The organism is Prosthecobacter gellanilyticus (assembly GCF_007992435.1).
Classification (GTDB): domain Bacteria; phylum Verrucomicrobiota; class Verrucomicrobiia; order Verrucomicrobiales; family Verrucomicrobiaceae; genus Prosthecobacter; species Prosthecobacter gellanilyticus.
In genome coordinates, this window is the sequence record NZ_BKAG01000023.1 from 37519 (window position 1) to 55491 (window position 17973).

At 59.7% G+C, this 17973-nt stretch carries 13 protein-coding genes; 6 read left to right on the forward strand and 7 right to left on the reverse strand.

Going from position 1 to position 17973, the window contains the following annotated elements:
- Window positions 1-48: 48 nt before the first annotated feature.
- On the reverse strand, window positions 49-804 hold the full coding sequence (locus BGE01nite_RS16065) for a sulfite exporter TauE/SafE family protein (protein ID WP_146851504.1): 756 nt from the start codon (window positions 802-804) through the stop codon (window positions 49-51).
- Window positions 805-943: 139 nt separating this feature from the next.
- Here BGE01nite_RS16065 and BGE01nite_RS16070 point away from each other — a divergent pair, with 139 nt between their 5' ends.
- Window positions 944-2368, forward strand: a complete 1425-nt coding sequence (locus BGE01nite_RS16070; protein WP_146851505.1) for a sulfatase — start codon at window positions 944-946, stop codon at window positions 2366-2368.
- A gap of 3 nt (window positions 2369-2371) precedes the next feature.
- Here BGE01nite_RS16070 and BGE01nite_RS16075 read toward each other — a convergent pair whose 3' ends face one another.
- Together BGE01nite_RS16075 and BGE01nite_RS16080 are read right to left on the reverse strand one after the other, a co-directional pair.
- On the reverse strand, window positions 2372-3307 hold the full coding sequence (locus BGE01nite_RS16075) for a glycine-rich domain-containing protein (protein ID WP_146851506.1): 936 nt from the start codon (window positions 3305-3307) through the stop codon (window positions 2372-2374).
- A gap of 50 nt (window positions 3308-3357) precedes the next feature.
- Window positions 3358-4725 (reverse strand): DUF1501 domain-containing protein, encoded by a 1368-nt coding sequence (locus tag BGE01nite_RS16080; RefSeq protein WP_146851507.1) that lies wholly within the window; start codon window positions 4723-4725, stop codon window positions 3358-3360.
- Between the two features lie 152 nt (window positions 4726-4877).
- Between BGE01nite_RS16080 and murG the strand changes: the two genes are divergently transcribed.
- Window positions 4878-5990: an undecaprenyldiphospho-muramoylpentapeptide beta-N-acetylglucosaminyltransferase gene (gene murG / locus BGE01nite_RS16085; RefSeq protein ID WP_170266821.1), complete on the forward strand. Its 1113-nt coding sequence runs from the start codon at window positions 4878-4880 to the stop codon at window positions 5988-5990.
- 321 nt (window positions 5991-6311) lie between these two features.
- Here murG and gpmI read toward each other — a convergent pair whose 3' ends face one another.
- Window positions 6312-7862: a 2,3-bisphosphoglycerate-independent phosphoglycerate mutase gene (gene gpmI, locus BGE01nite_RS16090; RefSeq protein WP_146851509.1), complete on the reverse strand. Its 1551-nt coding sequence runs from the start codon at window positions 7860-7862 to the stop codon at window positions 6312-6314.
- Between the two features lie 287 nt (window positions 7863-8149).
- Between gpmI and BGE01nite_RS16095 the strand changes: the two genes are divergently transcribed.
- Together BGE01nite_RS16095 and BGE01nite_RS16100 are read left to right on the forward strand one after the other, a co-directional pair.
- Window positions 8150-9436: a transporter associated domain-containing protein gene (locus BGE01nite_RS16095; protein ID WP_170266822.1), complete on the forward strand. Its 1287-nt coding sequence runs from the start codon at window positions 8150-8152 to the stop codon at window positions 9434-9436.
- 135 nt (window positions 9437-9571) lie between these two features.
- The gene (locus BGE01nite_RS16100; RefSeq protein WP_146851511.1) at window positions 9572-12199 is read left to right on the forward strand and encodes a DNA topoisomerase III; all 2628 of its coding nucleotides are present in this window, start codon (window positions 9572-9574) and stop codon (window positions 12197-12199) included.
- A gap of 61 nt (window positions 12200-12260) precedes the next feature.
- On the opposite strand, the gene BGE01nite_RS16105 is transcribed toward BGE01nite_RS16100, so the two are convergent.
- Together BGE01nite_RS16105 and BGE01nite_RS16110 are read right to left on the reverse strand one after the other, a co-directional pair.
- Window positions 12261-13559, reverse strand: a complete 1299-nt coding sequence (locus BGE01nite_RS16105) for a glucuronyl esterase domain-containing protein (RefSeq protein WP_146851512.1) — start codon at window positions 13557-13559, stop codon at window positions 12261-12263.
- A gap of 52 nt (window positions 13560-13611) precedes the next feature.
- Window positions 13612-14016: an FKBP-type peptidyl-prolyl cis-trans isomerase gene (locus BGE01nite_RS16110; RefSeq protein ID WP_146851513.1), complete on the reverse strand. Its 405-nt coding sequence runs from the start codon at window positions 14014-14016 to the stop codon at window positions 13612-13614.
- 121 nt (window positions 14017-14137) lie between these two features.
- Here BGE01nite_RS16110 and BGE01nite_RS16115 point away from each other — a divergent pair, with 121 nt between their 5' ends.
- The gene (locus tag BGE01nite_RS16115) at window positions 14138-15466 is read left to right on the forward strand and encodes a serine hydrolase (protein WP_170266823.1); all 1329 of its coding nucleotides are present in this window, start codon (window positions 14138-14140) and stop codon (window positions 15464-15466) included.
- 92 nt (window positions 15467-15558) lie between these two features.
- Here the strand turns inward: BGE01nite_RS16115 and BGE01nite_RS16120 are convergent, their stop codons facing one another.
- Window positions 15559-16743 (reverse strand): hypothetical protein, encoded by a 1185-nt coding sequence (locus BGE01nite_RS16120; protein ID WP_146851515.1) that lies wholly within the window; start codon window positions 16741-16743, stop codon window positions 15559-15561.
- A 134-nt stretch (window positions 16744-16877) separates the two neighbouring features.
- Here BGE01nite_RS16120 and BGE01nite_RS16125 point away from each other — a divergent pair, with 134 nt between their 5' ends.
- Complete coding sequence (locus BGE01nite_RS16125; RefSeq protein ID WP_146851516.1) at window positions 16878-17885, forward strand: uroporphyrinogen decarboxylase/cobalamine-independent methonine synthase family protein; 1008 nt, start codon at window positions 16878-16880, stop codon at window positions 17883-17885.
- The last annotated feature ends 88 nt before the right edge of the window (window positions 17886-17973 follow it).

Consider the following 17973-nt stretch of genomic DNA (forward strand, 5'->3'; position numbering starts at 1 on the left):
GCCGCCTGAGCCTCCTTTTGGCAAGACGAGACGGCACTGCTTGTCAGATCAGAACCAGTGCCAGTAACCCAGGGCCTTTAGCAGCGTGCGTGCGCTCATGAAGATGACCAGGATGCCCACGGTGATCATCATGGGGCGATGGGGCAGTCTCTTCGTCAAAAAGGCACCGAAGGGAGCGGCGATCACACCGCCAGCGGCGAGACCGGCGATGACCTGCCAGTGATCCAGGCCCAGGGTGAAGAAGAAAGTGATCGAGGCGGACATGGTCACGAAAAACTCCACCGCATTCACACTGCCCACGGTTTCACGGACGGAATTGCCACGCACGATGAGGTTCGTCGCCACGATCGGGCCCCAGCCACCACCGCCGACGGCATCCATAAAAGCACCGAAGAGAGCCAGCGGGGTCAGTTTCGTGGTCACTTCACGGGGAGGGAAGCGCTTGAAGGCCTTGATGATAATGACCACACCCATGAGCAGCAGGTAACCGGCGATGTAGGGCTTGATGACCTCACCATCGAAGGAGCTAAGCACATACGCGCCGATGGCCGCACCGATGATGCCGGGGATCAGCAGTCGGCGGAAAAGATCACGGCTGATGTTTCCGAAGGCATGGTGGGAGATGGCGGAGGCACCCGTGGTGAAGCACTCTGCGGCATGCACGGTGCTGCTGACCACGGCTGGAGGCACACCAAAGCCCATGAGCAGGCTGGATGCAGAGACGCCATACGCCATACCGAGCGCTCCATCGATGATCTGCGCGATGAAACCTGCGATGATGTAGATGATGATATCGTGATCCATGAAAACGGCGCCAAGGTGGTGGGCTGGCGCGCTCTTTCTCGGGAGAATGAAAAGGATGTCAAGTTAAAGTATACTTTGCCGGTGGGATAATGAGGCTTTGCCTTGATTGTTCAGGCCTTTCCAGGCAGTTTCCGCAGCCATGCTGCGCCGCTTCTTTCTAACCCTCTCGCTTCTCTCGTTCGCCTCGTTGTCCGGAGCCCAGGAAACGGCGCCGCCAAACATCGTCTTCATGCTCATTGATGACATGGGCTGGACGGATCTGAGCTGCTACGGGAGCAAGTATTACGACACTCCGAACATCGACAAGCTCGCGAAGGACGGGATGCGTTTCACGAATGCCTACTCTGCTTGCACCGTGTGCTCGCCCTCGCGTGCGGCGGTGCTCACGGGGAAGTCACCCGCCCGACTGCACATCACGGACTGGATCGCCGGTCATGAGCGGCCGAATGCACGGCTGAAGATTCCGGATTGGACGAAGTTCCTGCCTTTGGAGGAAGAGACGCTGGCTGAGCGGCTCAAGACTCGTGGTTATGCCACGGCCAGCATTGGCAAATGGCACCTGGGTGGTCCTGAGTATTTTCCGGAGAAGCAGGGGTTCGACACCAACATCGGCGGAAGCGAGCGCGGGCAGCCCCCCAGCTACTTCTCACCCTACGGGATCGACACGCTGAAAGACGGCCCGAAGGATGAGTTTCTCACGGATCGCCTAACCAATGAAGCGATCGGGTTCATCGAGCGCAACAAGGCCAACCCCTTCTTTATTTATCTGCCGCACTTTGCCGTGCACACGCCCATCATGGGCAAGCCGGAAGTCATCGAGAAGTATCAAAAGAAACGCCCTGCCGGAGGTCATGCGAATCCGGTGTATGCGGCTCTTGTGGAGAGCGTGGATGACAGTGTGGGTCGCATCCGTGCCGCGCTCGAAAAGGAAGGGCTTTGGGAAAACACGATCTTTGTCTTCACCAGTGACAATGGAGGTCTCAGCCAGCTCGTGAGTGCCAAGGGATGGGCGCGTGGTCCCACGGACAACAGCCCCGCACGTCTTGGCAAGGGCAGCGCCTACGATGGGGGCGTGCACATTCCGCTGATCATGACCTGGCCTGGGAAGATCAATCCGGGCAGCGAGTCCGATGTGCCGGTGATCAGCTATGATCATGTGCCGACGCTGCTCGAAGCCACGGGCACGAAGCTCAAGGGGAAGCAGGTCGTCGACGGTGAGTCACTCATGCCGCTGCTGACGGAAAAGGGACACCTCACGCGTGATGCGATCTACTGGCACTACCCGCATTATCATCCTGGCAGCGCCACGCCCTACAGCGCGATCAAAGAGGGTGACTGGAAGCTTATCGAGTTTCTCGAAACGGGCCGCGTGGAGCTCTACAATCACCGCCGTGATCCCGGTGAGATGCAGGACATGGCGGATATCGACGCGGACATCGCCCAGCGTCTGACCGAGAAGCTGCATGCGTGGAAGAAAGCGGTCGGTGCGCAGGACCCCACGCAGAATCCGGACTATGATCCAGAGACCGCCTGGCAAGGCGCGGCGAAGAAGAACAAGGAGTAACCTTCAATCACCGCCGCCGCAGCCTCCGCCGCATCCTGAGGAACTGCATCCGGAGTCTCCTCCGCCACCGGAGTCGCTGCTGCCACCGCCGCTGTCTCCATCGTGAGAGGAGGAGTGGCTGTCGTTGTCATGTGAGTGATTGTGGTCATGACCATGATGATGGCTGTGACCGTGGTCATGGTCGCGATCATGGGAATGATGCGTAGGGCTGCTGGATGAGCAGCCTGAGCCCAAGCCAACGCCACTACAGCCTGAGGTGCCGCTGGTGTCGTTGTTGGATTGTCTGTTAGACTGAGGTTTGCGGTTGGCGAAGTAGGAGTAAAGTCCGGTGATGCCGAGCACGCCGATCAATAACCATCCGCCAATGCCAACGCCATCAGATCCGCCTGAACAGGCCGCCAGCACGCCGCCGAAGATCACACCGCCGGCAGCCATGGAGGCAAGCCTGCGGGTCTTGTTTTTCGGCACCAGCCAGTGGGCTGCCGTGTTGACCCGTTGCCAGCGGATCTTGCGAGAGAAGCGCTGTGCAGAATCGGGCCAGATGTCCGTTGGAGCCTCGCGGCCAAACACGCGTGCATAGCTCTCCAGGGTCTTCGCATACCAGTCGTGATACTTGGCATCCTCCGCACGGCCTCCGCGCGTGGGGCCGTGATGCAGAGGACGCTGGAGCACCTGGGTGCAGAGCTCGTCCCAATACGAATGGGTGTAGATGAGGTGCAGGTGCCAGGCCTGGTCCACCTCGTCTGAAGGCGTCACGGGATGCCCGGCACGTATGGCGAGGTAGATGAAGCGCCGGTATTCCTCCGCGACCCGTCTGGCAAAGTCGTGAGTCCAGTCATTCTCACGGGCCAGCCGTCGGGTGAAGGTGAGGGCATCACCGGTAACATCAAGCTCGAAAGCCTGCAGCCTCGACCAGAGCGGATCGTCTGTGAGTTTCATGATGGGCGGATTGGATCACAAACCGTTTTCGATGACAAGCCTCCTGATGCTCAAATCAGGATGGGCTTCAAAACATCTCCATACACGTCTGTGAGCCGGAAGTCCCGGCCAGCGTAGCGGTAGGTCAGCTCCTCGTGATTGATGCCTAACAAATGAAGAATCGTGGCATGCAAGTCATGCACGCTGACGGGATTTTCCTGAGCGGCGAAGCCGAACTCATCCGTGCTGCCGTAGACGGTGCCGCCCTTGATGCCGCCGCCAGCCATCCACACGCTGAATCCGTAGTGGTTGTGATCGCGACCGAGCTTGGACTTGCCGCCACTGAGCTCCACGGTCGGTGTGCGGCCAAACTCACCGCCCCAGATGACGAGAGTGTCCTCCAGCATGCCGCGCTGCCTGAGATCCGCGAGCAGGGCTGCGATGGGCTGGTCAATTTGTCCCGCGAGCTTGCGATGGTTCGTCTCGATGTTGTCGTGATTGTCCCAGGGCTGCCCGGCGCCATGCCAGAGCTGCACCATGCGCACACCACGCTCCAGGAGACGTCGGGCAATGAGTGTCTGCCGCGCATGCACGCCATCGCCATACAGATCGCGGATGTGCTGTGGCTCCTTCGATACATCAAAGGCGTCCGCGGCTTCCATCTGCATGCGGAAGGCCAGCTCGAAGGACTGGATGCGTGCTTCCAATCGCGGATCACTGCGCTGCTGGCGGTGCGCTTCGTTGATCCGGCGCATGAGCTCGAACTGACGAAGCTGCACTTTTGTATCTGCATGCGGACTGCGGATGTTTTCGATCAAGCGATCCACGGCTTGATGCTGCGAGTCCACATAAGTGCCCTGGAAGGCACCGGGGAGAAAAGCAGACTGCCAGTTCTCCGCGCTCTTGATTGGCATGCCGCCAGGGCACATGGCGATGAAGCCGGGCAGGTTCTCATTGCTGCTGCCCAAACCATACGTGAGCCATGAACCGAGGCTGGGGCGTGGCTGGATGGAGTCGCCACAGTTCATGAGCATGAGCGAAGGCTCATGGTTAGGCACCTGGGCCTGCATGGAGCGGATGACGGCGATGTCATCAATGTGCGCGGCGGTTTTCTCAAAAAGCTCGCTCACCTCGATGCCGCTCTGACCATAGCGCTGGAACTTGAAAGGGGAGGGGAAGGCGGCTCCGGTCTTCCGCTCCGTGAGGCGATGACTCGGGATGGGCTTGCCGTCGTATTTGGCCAAAGCGGGCTTGGGGTCAAAGGTGTCCACATGAGAGGGACCGCCATTGAGGAAGAAGTGGATGACCCGCTTTGCCTTCGGGGCGAAGTGCGGTTTGCTGGCCAGACTCTCGGCCGCCTGGAGGTCGGTGAGCCCCAGCATGGCCATGCCCATGCCTGAACGGCGCAGAAAATCCCGGCGCGTGAGAGGTGGGTGCATGGTCTGGAGGATACGCTCCTGGTTGGAGGTGACTTGCTGCCGGCTGAGAAAGCGTAGGAATTTTTAGCGCAGATTCGGGTTTCCAGAACGGGCATCATCGCTAGATCAATGGATTCCCTGGCTCCGGCCGGACAACCCATTTCCCGTTTTCTGTGAAAAAGAACAATTCCAAGTCCATCCACGTCCTGATCGCCTGCGGCGGCACGGGGGGACACCTGTTTCCCGGCATTGCCGTGGCCGAGGTGCTGAGCGCACGCGGCCATGATGTGACCCTGCTGATCAGCGAGAAGAAGATCGACTCCATCGCCGCCTCCGGTCACAAGGACCTGCGGTTTGAAAAAATGCCCTTCCTGGCCATGCCGAAGCCGTGGTCACCCAAGATGATCGGTTTCCTTTCCGGGCTTTGGAAAGGCATGAAGCAGTGTCGCAAGATCATCAAGGACCACGAGGTTGATGTCGTGCTCGGCATGGGCGGCTTCACTTCCTTTGCGCCACTCTATGCGGGCCGCAAGGAAGGCTGCCGCACGATGATTCATGAGAGCAATGCCATCCCCGGCAAGGCGAACAAACTGAACGCCAAGTATTCGGACATCGTGCTCTGCGGTTTGGAAGCGTGCAAAGAGCACTTCTCGAAGCACGGCGATGTGCGCGTGGTCGGCACGCCGATCCGCAGCAACATGCGGCAGAATTCGAAGGAGGATGCGCATGCCTTCTTCAAGCTGGATCCGAAGAAGAAGACGCTGCTCATCATGGGCGGCAGCCAGGGCGCGCGTGGTGTGAACCGTGTGGTCGGCATGACGCTGGAGCAGTTTGAGAGGATGGGCATCCAGGTGCTGCACATCGCCGGTCCGACTGACTATGAAGAAGTGCGTGACGTGTATGCGAAGCACCCGCTGCTGCCGCAGCATGTGGCTGCTTTCTGTCACCGCATGGATCTCGCGTATCGTGCGGCGGATCTCGCCATCGCGCGCAGTGGTGCTTCTTCGATGTCCGAGCTGGCTTACTTCGGTGTGCCGAGCCTGCTGGTGCCGTATCCCTTTGCCGCGGAAGATCATCAGACTCGCAATGCGGAGATCTTTGATAAAGCAGGTGCTGCGAAGCTTCTGGTCGAGAAGGATCTCAATGCGGACATCCTCGCGGACACCGTGCGCAGCATCCTGACGAACAACAAGAACGCTGAAGCGATGAAGCGCGCCGCGAACAAAGTGGCTGCTCGCAATGCGGCGGAAAAAATTGCGGATTTGGTTGTGAAGGAAGGGAAGTAGCCGCCTGCGGCGGAATGACGAAATCCGAATGAGGAATGATGAAGGTGGTGGAGGGGAGTGCGGACACTCTTGTCCGCCTCTGTCATGCTTTCTTCGGAGTAGCGTTCTGTTAGCTGAGTCAGGAGAGAGTGGTAATGCAGCGGACATGAGTGTCCGCGCTCCTCTCATGACAGTGACGCTGCTTGTGTGCATAGCGGTGTCGCGCCTTAGCGCTTCCCACCGCACTCCACGACGCTGCCGCGACTTCCACGTCGGCGCGAGAAACGAAAAGCGCAGAACATGGGGTGCCACATTCTGCGCTTTTGAGTGATGGAGGTTGGATTATTTTCTAACCAACAATGATTTGCCGGTCATCTCCGCAGGCTGCGGGACGCCGAGCATGTCGAGCAGGGTCGGGGCGATGTCGGCGAGGATGCCGTTGCGGACGGTGTAGTCAGCGGAATTACCAGCGACGTAGATGCCGTGGACGAGGTTCGTGGTGTGAGCAGTGTGCGGGGAGCCGTCAGCGTTGCGCATTTGCTCGCAGTTGCCGTGGTCGGCGGTGATAAAGAGCTTGCCACCGAGCTCGAGCACTTTTTCGACGATCAGCTTCACGCCAAAGTCGATGGTTTCACACGCATGCACGCCGGCCTCCACGACGCCAGTGTGACCGACCATGTCGGGGTTGGCGTAGTTCATGATGACGGCATCATAGCTCTCCAGGCGACGCAGCACTTCGAAGGTGAGGTCGGGAGCGCTCATCTGCGGCTTCTTGTCGTAGGTGGGCACTTCCTTCGGCGAGATGGCGAGGTAGCGATCTTCACCGCGGTTAGGCTCTTCAATGCCGCTGTTGAAGAAGAAGGTGACGTGAGGGTATTTTTCTGTCTCAGCGGCTCGAAGCTGCGTGAGGCCTGCATCCGCAATGACTTGGCCGAGGTTGTTGCTCAGGCTCTCGGAGCCGAAGATGACGTTTGCACCGAGGTCGGCGTAAGTGGCATCGTATTCGGTCAGTGTGTAGTAGCTGGTCTTCGGGGTGACTTCGCGATCAAAGCCTGCGAAATCAGCCTTCAAGAAAGCCTCGCTCAACTGACGGGCGCGGTCAGCACGGAAGTTAAACCACAGGATGACGTCACCATCGCGAATGCGCTGCTCATCGGCATGGGAGAAGATCATGGGCTGCATGAACTCGTCACCGCGTGGATCACCTGGATAGGCGGCCTGGACGGCAGCGCTCGGCAGATCCGTGCGGACTTCACCACGACCGAGAACGATGGCATCCCAGGCGAGCTTGTTGCGCTCCCAGCGCTTGTCACGATCCATGGCGTAGTAACGGCCGATGACGGTGGCAATCTTGGCACCGCTGTCTTTGAGATCTTCTTCGAGCTTGGCCATGTAGGCGGCACCGCCCGTGGGGGAGGTATCGCGACCATCGGTGATGGCATGGACCATGATGTCCTCGACTCCGGAAGCACGCGCGGAGTTGCAGAGAGCGGCGAGGTGGCTCTGATGCGAATGCACGCCGCCATCACTGATGAGGCCGAGGAAGTGCAGACGTTTGCCTTTGGCTTTGTGAAAGGCTTCCACGAGCACGGGCATCTTGGCGAGCTCGCCATCGCGGATGCTCTTGTTGATACGGGTGAGGTCCTGATAGACCACGCGGCCGGCGCCGAGATTGAGGTGACCGACTTCGCTGTTGCCCATCTGGCCTTCCGGAAGGCCCACGTCCTCGCCGCTGGCGCTCACGGTGCCGCGGGGGTAGGTGGCGTAAAGGTGATCATGGAACGGAGTGCGGGCCAGCAGGGTGGCATCGCCATTGGCTGCAGCTTGGGCTTTGCCGCCGGGGTTGATGCCCCAGCCGTCGCGAATGATGAGAACAACGGGTTTTTTGGTCATGGAAGGCGGGTCAATGCGTCATGTGGAGGGGGACGTCAAGGAGTGCTCAAGCTTGGAACCTGCCAAGTCCCGCTAGTCCGGAGTTCAGAAGGCGGAGTCCGGAGTTAGGAAGAGGGTGCCCCGTTGGGCATGACGAGGTTTTCAGGCTCTTCGTGGATCCGATATCGAAATCCTGGTGGGGAGCTTCCGGCCACCGGGCAGAATTTCTGACTTCGAACTCCGGCCTTGGCACTCCGAACTGCCTTGCCCTCTTGACTCCTTGCCTTCCCCCGCACAGCCTGCGGGCTGTGTCCCTCCTTGTTTCCGGGTTCATCTATCTCATCCTGCTTGTGCTGCTAGGCGTCATCTCTGCCACGGAGACGGCCATCCACTCGGCGCGCGGGCTTGAGGAGAGGCTGGAAAGGGCAGGAGAGGGGAGCGTGGCACGGAAGTTGCGAAGCATCACGGCGAATCCCTTCGCTCAATTGCACCGCACCCTTTTGCTTTCCGCCACGCTGAACCTGGCTCTTGCCGCCCTCGGACTGCATCTGGTGTCAGGCCCCTTTCTGGCGCTGGGCTGGCAGCCCTGGGTGACGGCACCTCTGCTCTTTGCTGGCACGGTATTGATCGGAGATGTGATGCCAAAGTTTCTGGCGGCTTATTCCCCCTCGGCAGTGCTTTTGGGAAGTCTGCGCATTTTAGATCCGTTTCGCTCCATCCTGGATCCGCTGACAAGGCTGGCTGACCGGGCCACGGATGCCCTGATCTCCAAGCTGGTGCCGAGCCGCGTGAAGGTGCGGGCGCGCATGACGCGGGATGAGTTTGAGACCCTGGTGGAGATGCGTGAGGAGCAGGGCCTGCTGGATGCCGCTGAGGCGGAGATCATCCGCGAGGCGCTGGACATCGAAAGACTTACGGTGCGTGACTGCATGGTGCCGCGTGTGGACCTGGCGCTGCTCAGTGCTGAGGATGCCACGGCTCGCTCGGCCACGGTGCTGGACCAATCCGCCGGGCGTTTTGTGGTGGTGTATGGAGAGACTCCGGATGCGGTGGTGGGTATCATTGATTCACTGGCCTGGAAGCTGGCTGGACGTCCGGCCTGGCAGAAGATGATCATGCATGTTCCCTTCGTGCCGGAGACCATGCTGGTGCTGGATGCGCTGGAAAAGCACCTGCAACACTCCGCGCTGCCGGTGCTCATCGTGGATGAATACGGTGGTCTGGAGGGCATGGTGAGCCAGGAGGAGGTGGGTGACTGGCTGCTCTATGAGGCGGCTCCCTGGCAGGGGGAGGCGGGTGAGATCCGAGATCTGGGTGGCGGACGCTATCTGGTGGATGGCGGCGCGCGTGTGGAAGATGTGGCGCATGAGCTAGGCCTGGATCTGCCTGCTGGCAGCATCGACTCCATCGGCGGGTATGTTTTCAATCAACTCGGCCATGTGCCGAAGCCGGGTGAGCGCATCAATGTGCCGGGGGCCGACCTCAAGGTGCGACGGGCGGTGCGTGCGCGCATTCAGCAGGTGGAACTGAGACTGCACGTGAAGAAAACAGAAAAATCCGAGGAAGCGGCCGAAGCTGCTGATCCTGGTATATAATAAGGGGATCTGGCGGCTAAACCCCCACCTTGCTTTCGGCGTCGCGAGAGACGGCGGACGTCGAAAAGTTTGACAGAGGGGCGGAAAGCATGCCCTAGATGGCCCCCTTTCCCGCCCCTCGTTCGTTCCTTTATCATGTCCAAGACTCTCATCATTGCCGAAAAGCCCAGTGTCGCAGCCGATCTAGCCCGCGCTTTGGCCAAGGCTCCCGGCATGAAGGCTTTCACGAAGGAGAAGGACTATTATGAGAACGAGACCCATGTGATTTCCAGCGCTGTCGGTCACCTGATCGAGCTGGCGATGCCTGAGGTGAATGGCAAGAAGATCGGCTGGGGCTGGACGCATCTGCCCATCATGCCGGACGAGTTTGAACTGCGTCCCATTGAGGACAGCGCGGACCGCTTCAAGGTGCTGAAAAAGCTCATCAACCGCAAGGATGTGACCGCACTCGTGAATGCTTGCGATGCTGGCCGCGAGGGTGAGTTGATCTTCCGTTACATCGTGGAGGCCATCGGCGCGAAGAAGCCCATCCAGCGACTCTGGATGCAGTCCATGACTCAGGGCGCGATCCTGGATGCCTATAAAAAGCTGCGCACGGATGCCGAGATGCGTCCCCTGGCTGATGCGGCGAAGTGCCGCAGTGAGTCTGACTGGCTGGTGGGCATCAATGCCACTCGTGCGCTGACTGCGCTGAACTCCCGTCACGGTGGTTTCCGCCTGACCCCCGCAGGCCGTGTGCAGACACCGACGCTGACGATCCTGGCGAAGCGTGAGCGTGAGATCCAAGTCTTCGTTCCGCGCACCTATTTTGAAGTCCATGCACTGTTTGAGGTCGATGCAGGCCGCTATGAAGGTCGCTGGCTAAACGAAAAATTCGTCAAAGACGAGCAGGACGAGCATAAGAAGCCCGAGCGCCTTTGGAACCGCCAGCAGGCGGAGGAGATCGTGGCCCGCTGCCGAGGCAAGCAGGGCAAGATTGAGCAGACGACCAAGCCTGTGAAGCAGGTGGTGCCGCTGCTTTATGATCTCACCAGCCTTCAGCGTGAGGCGAGCAACCGCTTTGGTTTCTCCGCACGCCGAACGCTACAGATCGCCCAGGCGCTGTATGAAAAGTTCAAGGTGCTCACCTATCCGCGAACCGATTCACGCTACCTGCCGGAAGACTACCTCGGCACCGTGTTTGGCACCTTGCAGACCTTTGCCTCGCACGATGATCGCAAGATCGACGCACTGCCTGCGGATCTCGGCAAGCATGCGGCGACTGCTCTGGACAACAAGTGGGTGCGGCCGACGAAGCGTGTGTTCGACACGAGCAAGGTGAGTGATCACTTTGCCATCATCCCCACTGGCCTGATCCCACCGAAGGAACTGCCTGAGGCTGAGCAAAAGCTTTTTGACATGGTGGCACGCCGCTTTGTGGCGGTGTTCTTCCCACCGGCTGAGTTTGAGGAAACCGTCCGCATCACGCGAGTGGCGCAGGATGCCTTCCGCAGCGTGGGCAAGGTGCTCGTGGAGCCCGGCTGGCTGGCCGTGTATGGCAAGAAAGCCGCTGAAGAAGCCGCGAGCGAAGGTCAGGAACAGCAGGCTAAACTGCTCGTGCTGGCCAAGGATGGCGACACCGCTGACACGAAAGATGCGAAGGTGGAGGAACTGATGACCAAGCCACCGGCGCGCTTCAATGAAGCCACGCTGCTCCGCACGATGGAGACGGCAGGCAAGCTCGTGGAAGATGAAGAGCTTGCGGAAGCCATGAGTGATCGCGGCCTGGGCACACCTGCCACACGCGCGGCTATCATCGAAGGCCTGATCAGTGACAAATACATCGAGCGCGTGGAGCGTAACATCGCCGTGACCACGAAGGGCCTGGCCTTGATTGATCAGATCAGCGAGATCGGTATCGAAGCACTCAGTTCTCCAGAACTCACCGGCCAGTGGGAACATAAGCTGCGTCAAATGGAGCAGCACAAGCTGGAGCGTAACAGCTTCATGCGCGAGATCCGCAGTCTAACGACTGATGTGGTGGAGAAGACACGTGCCTTCCAGAAAGCTGCGAAAGAGCGCGTCTATCCGGATTTTGAGGCTGTGTGCGGCACCTGCGGACATCGCGGCTTCAAGCAGACGGAGGACTACTACGCCTGCAAAAACGACAACTGCAACGTGCGTGTCTTCAAGACTATTGCTGGCATGGAGCTCAGCGACGCTCAGATCCGTGAACTGGTGGAGAAGAAGTTCCTGCCACCGATGGAAGGCTTCCGCAGCCGTCTGGGCAAGGATTTCACCGCAGGTCTCGAGATCAAGGACACCGGCAAGGTCTCCTTTGTCTTCCCGACTGGCAGTGATGATCCCGATGCCCCGCCGCCGTTTGATTTCAGCACGGCCACGCCGATCTGTGACTGCCCTGTCTGCGCGAAGAAGAAGCGCAACGGCAAGATCTACGAGACTTCGGTGAACTACATCTGTGATGTGGCCGCGAAGGACTCCAAGGCCTGCAACGCCAAACTGCCGCGAGTGCTCTGCAAAAAGGAAATCTCCACGGAGAACGCCATCAAGTTCTTCACCGAGGGCAAGTCTGGCCTCATTGAGAACATGATCTCGAAGAGAGGCCGCCCGTTCAGTTCCTTCCTGCTGTGCAAGGCCGGTGAGAAGCGTCTGCTCGGCTGGGAGTTCCCGCCGCGCGAACCTCGTCCGAAAGCAGCTCCGAAGCCGAAGGGCAAGTTTGCCAAGAAGGCGGAGGAAGAAGCTCCGGAAGAACCGGGGGAATAATTCAAATGAACGAGGCGAGCTAGATGCTCGCCTCGTCTGTTTTTGATGGATGTCGTTGAGGTCACTTCTCGAAGTGGCGCTTCACGAACTTCAGATACTGCTCCCAGTCGTAGCTGGTGACGTCGTGCTTTCCGGTGCGGACGTGATAGGCGATGGTATCGCCGACAGGAGTGTCGATGGCGGGCTGCTCGCGGACGCCATAACCTTTTTTGCCGAAGAGAGCGAAGACAGGCTCGGCATTCAGGCCGGAGAGGAACTCGCCCTTTGGGTCGGCCCATTCGTCCTCCACGGCGCTGGCGATGTAGATGGCGCGTGGTGCGGCGAGGGCGATGAGCATGTGCTTGTCGATCGGGCAGGAAGCTTCGTTGTTGCTGTAGCTGGTGTAGGTTTTAGTGAACCAGTGCGGGAAGGCCTTGGTGATCACGGCGGTGGTCTCGCCGAAGTTCCGGCGCATGATCGCGGCTCCGCCTTCACCGGAGTTGTTGGAGATGACGACGCCGAAGCGCTGATCCTGCGCACCGGTCCAGAGGGAGGTTTTGCCCAGACGTGAGTGACCGATGACAGCGAGCTGCTTGGCATTCACATCGGAGTCGGTTTCCAGATAGTCGGCGATGCGCTGCAGGCCCCAGGACCAGGCACCGATGGCACCCCAGTCGCCATCCTTCCATTCGGTGGCGGCGCCGTCCTTGCTCAGGGCGGCACGCAGACCTTCCTTCCAGCCATCGGCATGGTCGGGTTCGATGTCGCCATAGTAGTAAGTCGCCACGGCGCAGCCCTGGGCGATGATCATCTCCAGTGGCCAGCGGCTGCTTTCATTGCCACGGCTCTCTTCGGTGGCCTTGTTATCGATGATGTTCTTCTCTTTGTTAGGTCGCATCCAGCGGGTGGAAAGCGGCACATCCTTCTCCGTGCTCACGGCATGATTGCCACCGAAGCTGGGGCCGACAAAGCAAGGGGCGGGCTTGCCAAGGCCGTTCGGTGTGTAGAGCATGACCTCCATGCCTTTCCAGGCGGGATGCTCAGGCAGGGAGATGTGGATGAATTTGCGCGTGGCCTTGCCGCCGAGCGCGTCCTTCTTCACCTCAGTGACTTTGAAGTCCACCTTGCCCCAGGTCGATGGAGCGGGTGTCTTGCCATACACATGCTGCTCGAAGAGGGCGAGGATCTCCGGACGCCGGAGCTGGGTCCAGTCTTCTGCTGTGCTCACATGCTTGCCGGTGGCTGTCTGAAGCAGATCGGGCAGCGTGTAAGGGGCGATCTGGGACTCGTCGTAGTTGGCTTTCTTTTGCTGGGCTTCGGCAAAGTCTTCACCAAGAAGAAGGGCGGTGGTCATCAGGGCGGGGATGAGAAGTCGTGACATGGCTGGAAAGAGATGAACGTGCTGAAGCGAGCGGTTCCATCGCGAAGAGGGATCAGTCCTCCCAGACTTTCAGCAGCTCGACCTCGAAGATCAGAGCTTCATCGGCGCCGATATCCAGCCCAGCGCCACGTTTGCCGTAGGCGAGTTCTGAGGGGATGAAGAACTTGAACTTCGCACCTTCCTTCATGAGCTGCAGGCCTTCGATCCAGCCTTTGATCACCCGTTTCACCGGGAACTCCGCAGGCTCGCGGCCGGCGAGGTAGCTGCTGTCAAACTCCACGCCATTGAGCAGGGTGCCGCGGTAGTTCACCACGACCGTGTCCTTCTTCGTCGGGCTTTTGCCTTCGCCTTCACGGAGGACGAGGTATTGCAGGCCGCTTTTGGTGGTGATGACGCCGGGCTTGGTGGCGTTGTCTGCGAGAAAGGCTTGTCCGTCGAGAAGGGCTTGGGAGGGCATGGTGATGGCGCGCGATATGGCTGGAGCGATGCTTCGGAGCAAGTGGGAATCCGTGGTGCTGGGCACACTCCACAGGATTTGGCTTTTCAGAGCGAGCCGAAGGATTCAGGCTGAACAGGATATGAGAAAACCTCTCCTTCTTTTACTGGCAGGGCTGTGTCTGGTGCACTCGTCTTCCATTGCACGGGTCTGGACAGAGGCAGCCTCGGGCAGAAAGGTCGATGCGGAGTTTGTGTCATCGGCAGACGGCAAGGTGCTGGTGCAGATGAAAGGCGGCGGGAAGGTCAGCATTGATCTCGTGCGTCTGGCGCCAGAAGACCGGAGCTATGTCGAGGAAAGGGTGAAGTCTTCGGCCAAGCCCGCCGCGGCAGCCGCGAGCAAGGTGGAGGACTTTTTTGAAGACACGCCGAAGCTGAAGGCGGAGGAGATTCCCGCGAGTGGAGAGGAGAGGCCGGATCTAGCGACGGTGGATGCAGCGATCCGAAACTTCATGGTGGAGAAGGGCATTGGTGCGGTGACCTTTGCGCTGAGCAAGAATGGCAAGATTCTGCATGATCGCGCTTTTGGTTGGGCGGATCCGAAGCTGAAGGAGCCTTTGAAGCCGGGTGTGAAGATGCGTGTGGCCTCGATGACGAAGCCGGTGGTCATGGCGGCGATCAAGACGCTGATCACGGACGGCAAGCTGAAGGCTGAGGATCTGGTGTTTCCGCTGCTGGAACTGGGACAGTTCCAAGAGTCCAAGGGCTGTGATGAGCGCTGGCAGAAGGTGACCATTCAAAACTTGCTGGATCACAAGGGCGGATGGGATCGTGATGTGTCCGGCGACTTCACCGGGCTGACGACTCAGATGTGCGAGATGTATGATGTGAAGCTCAATGAACTGACTCCTGAGCACATGCTGCGCTTTGGTCTGACTCGGAAGCTGGATTTCGCTCCCGGTGAACGTTATGCCTACTGCAACTACGGCTACATCGTGCTGGTGCGCGTGATCGAGAAAGTGAGCGGGCAGAAGTTCATGGACTATCTGCATGCCACGGTGGCCAAGACCTCAGGCGCGGAGAGTTTTAGTGCCAGTGCTTCAGATGCGCGTGACCGGCAGGCCGGAGAGGTCTGGTATAGCTACCACCCGGAATACACGAAGCCCGAGGTGCCGCTGAGGTTCCGCACAGATGCTCGTGATGGCGCGGGGATCCTGGCCTGCACGGCAGCGGACTACTGCCGGTTTCTGGAGAACTATTCCGTGCTCGGAAATCAAAGGAAGCCGGGCGCGAAGTATCGCGGCAGTTTTGCCGGGAGTCATCCAGGAGTGACGGCGATTTGCTCGCAGCGAGTGGATGGCATCAACTATGCGATCATCTGCAACCGGCGTGGTGTCGGGAGCACCGATTGGAACGGGGATCTGCGCAAGGTCGTGGATGCCGAGCTGGAGAAGGTGGCTGCGGGACTCTGATTCAAACAAGCCGACGCTTATGTGCACCCACGGCTGAAAGCCGTGGGCTATTTCCTTTCGCCTCTCCGAGGCTTGTGATCCGAGCCGTGCCTTCAGTCCTTCTTGTTACCGAACTTGATGCCGAATTTGCGCTTGGGTTTTTCAGCGGGGGCTTCGGCTGGAGTGTTGGCGGGCTTCTCGGGGGCTTTGGCGTCTTCCTTTTTGGTCTTGCCCTTTTTGGGCTCTTCCTTGGGTGCGGGAGGGGCTTCCTCGACCTTGTCCTTGGAGACGGGTTTGAGGAGGGCTGGCTTGACATCTTCCTTCGCGGCTTTTGGATCAGGCTTGGTGGAGACGGGTTTGATGTCTTCTTTGTTAGCCGGAGTGTTGGCCTCTGGCTTCACCCAGGGAGCGACCGGAGGTTGTGGCGTCGAAAGGGCGGCTTCGCGGTTCTGCTGGAGCACGGCCTCGGCTTCGGCGGCCTTCAGCATCTGGTCACGGATGTCGTTAGGCACGGAGGCCTCGCTGAGCGGTGGGAGCAGGGGATTCGGGCCGCCGGTCCAGGGACCGAGGTCCGGTAGATCGGCGATCATGGTGGTCTGATTGGCCACACGATGGAGGCCGATGACCCGCAGACGCTGTCCGAGCATGTAGGCCACGGTGGAGTCATCCAGGCCCTCGATGGTGCTGCCGCCGCGCTGGAGGATGGGTTTGCCACGGAGAACGATCTCCCCGGAGCTGACCAGGGCTTCCTGGCAAAGCACCTTGGCCATGTCATCTCCCTGGCCGTTCTCGAGGTAGACCTTGCCGGTGGCCTTCACGCGTCTCGGGACACCCTTGCTGTCCTGCTTGACGATCTCAATCTTATCCGCCGCGATGCGCACGCCCATGGGCATTTCGATGCTGTTGGCAGAGATGGCCTTGGCCTCATTGTAGTTCATGCTCAGCAGGAAGGAGAGATCGACTCCTGAGCTCTGCGCGGCCTTGGCCAGGTCCCGCTCCATGGCGATGGCGCTCGCATTCATCTGCGCCCTTTTTCGCATCAGCTCCAAATCCTCTTTGCTGAGCTTGGCACCGTTTCCGACGGGCAGGTCCTCCTTGGGCTTGCCTGGGGTGACGGGCGCCGGGGTTGCGGTGCTGTTGTTGCTGGCGGCGACGCTGACGATGTCCGTCTTCTGATCGCCCTGCAGTTTCTTCAAAGCGGGGACCTCATAGTCCGCGCAGGCTGAGAGTCCGAGAGCCACAGCCACGCTGGCTGAAAACACATGGGCGGAACGCGGAAAGGGAACGGAAGACGGCATGGAAAGAGACTAGGCTGTGTTTATGAACTGGCAAGGATGTCGTGGGTAGGCGGATGCAGGATGGTAGCGGAGCTTTGGACAATCAACGCAGCGGCTCGCCAGACCTCGGGCGGCGTGTGTAGGCTGGTCTTGTCATGTCCCAGCCATCCATCCTCACCACCACCGTCGGTTCCTATCCTCTGCCAGACTGGCTCGCGGCGCTGCCGAGCGAGCAGGCGGTGATCGATGCCACGCGGGTGATCTTTGACACGCAGCGCCAGGCGGGCATCGACCTGCCGACGGATGGTGAGCTGTATCGCTTCGATGTGAATCACCCCGACACGAACGGAATGATCGAATACTTCGTGCATAAACTCGGCGGCTGTGACTCTAAAGTAGGACGCGAAGATGCGGTCCGGTTTCGTGCGAAGCAGGAGATGGGCTTTCGGGCCAAGCCTGCGGCGGTGGTGCGCTCTGCCATCACGGAAGGTGTGCTGAACCTGCCGGAGGACTGTGCCCGGGCTGCCAAGGTGGCGGGTGGAGCCTTCAAGTTCACGCTGACGAGTCCCTACATGCTGGCGCGCACGCTGCTGGATGAGCACTACCATGACTTCGGGGCGCTGACGATGGCCATCGCCGATGCGCTGGCGGCCCAGGCAGCGGATTTGAAATGTGACTGCGTGCAGGTGGATGAGGCGAACATCCCTGGGAACCCGGCGGATGCGCCTCTGGCTGCCGAATCCATCAACCGGGTGCTGGATGCGGTGAAGGGCCAGAAGGCGGTGCATTTCTGCTTCGGCAACTACGGCGGCCAGACGATCCAGAAAGGGGAGTGGTCAGCGCTGATCAAGTTCCTGAACAGTCTGCGTGCGGATCATCTGGTCCTTGAACTGGCGCATCGGCCAGCGGCGGATCTGGACGCATTGCGTGAGCTGGATTCGAAGATCGGCGTGGGGCTGGGGGTGGTGGACATCAAGGTGAACCACGTTGAGACGGCGGATGAGATCGCGCGCCGGATTGAAAGCGCTGAGAAAGTGCTCGGGGCAGGGAGGGTGAAGTTTATCCATCCCGACTGCGGTTTCTGGATGCTGAAGCGCAGTGTGGCAGATCGGAAGATCGAGGCTCTGGCGACGGGCAGGGACCGGTTTTTGGGAACGGTCTGAGGATTGGGGCGGACGGACTCGTTCGTTGTTCGTGGGCTCTTTTTACAGGATTTACAGGATTCAGGATTAACAGGATTCCAGAGAGATG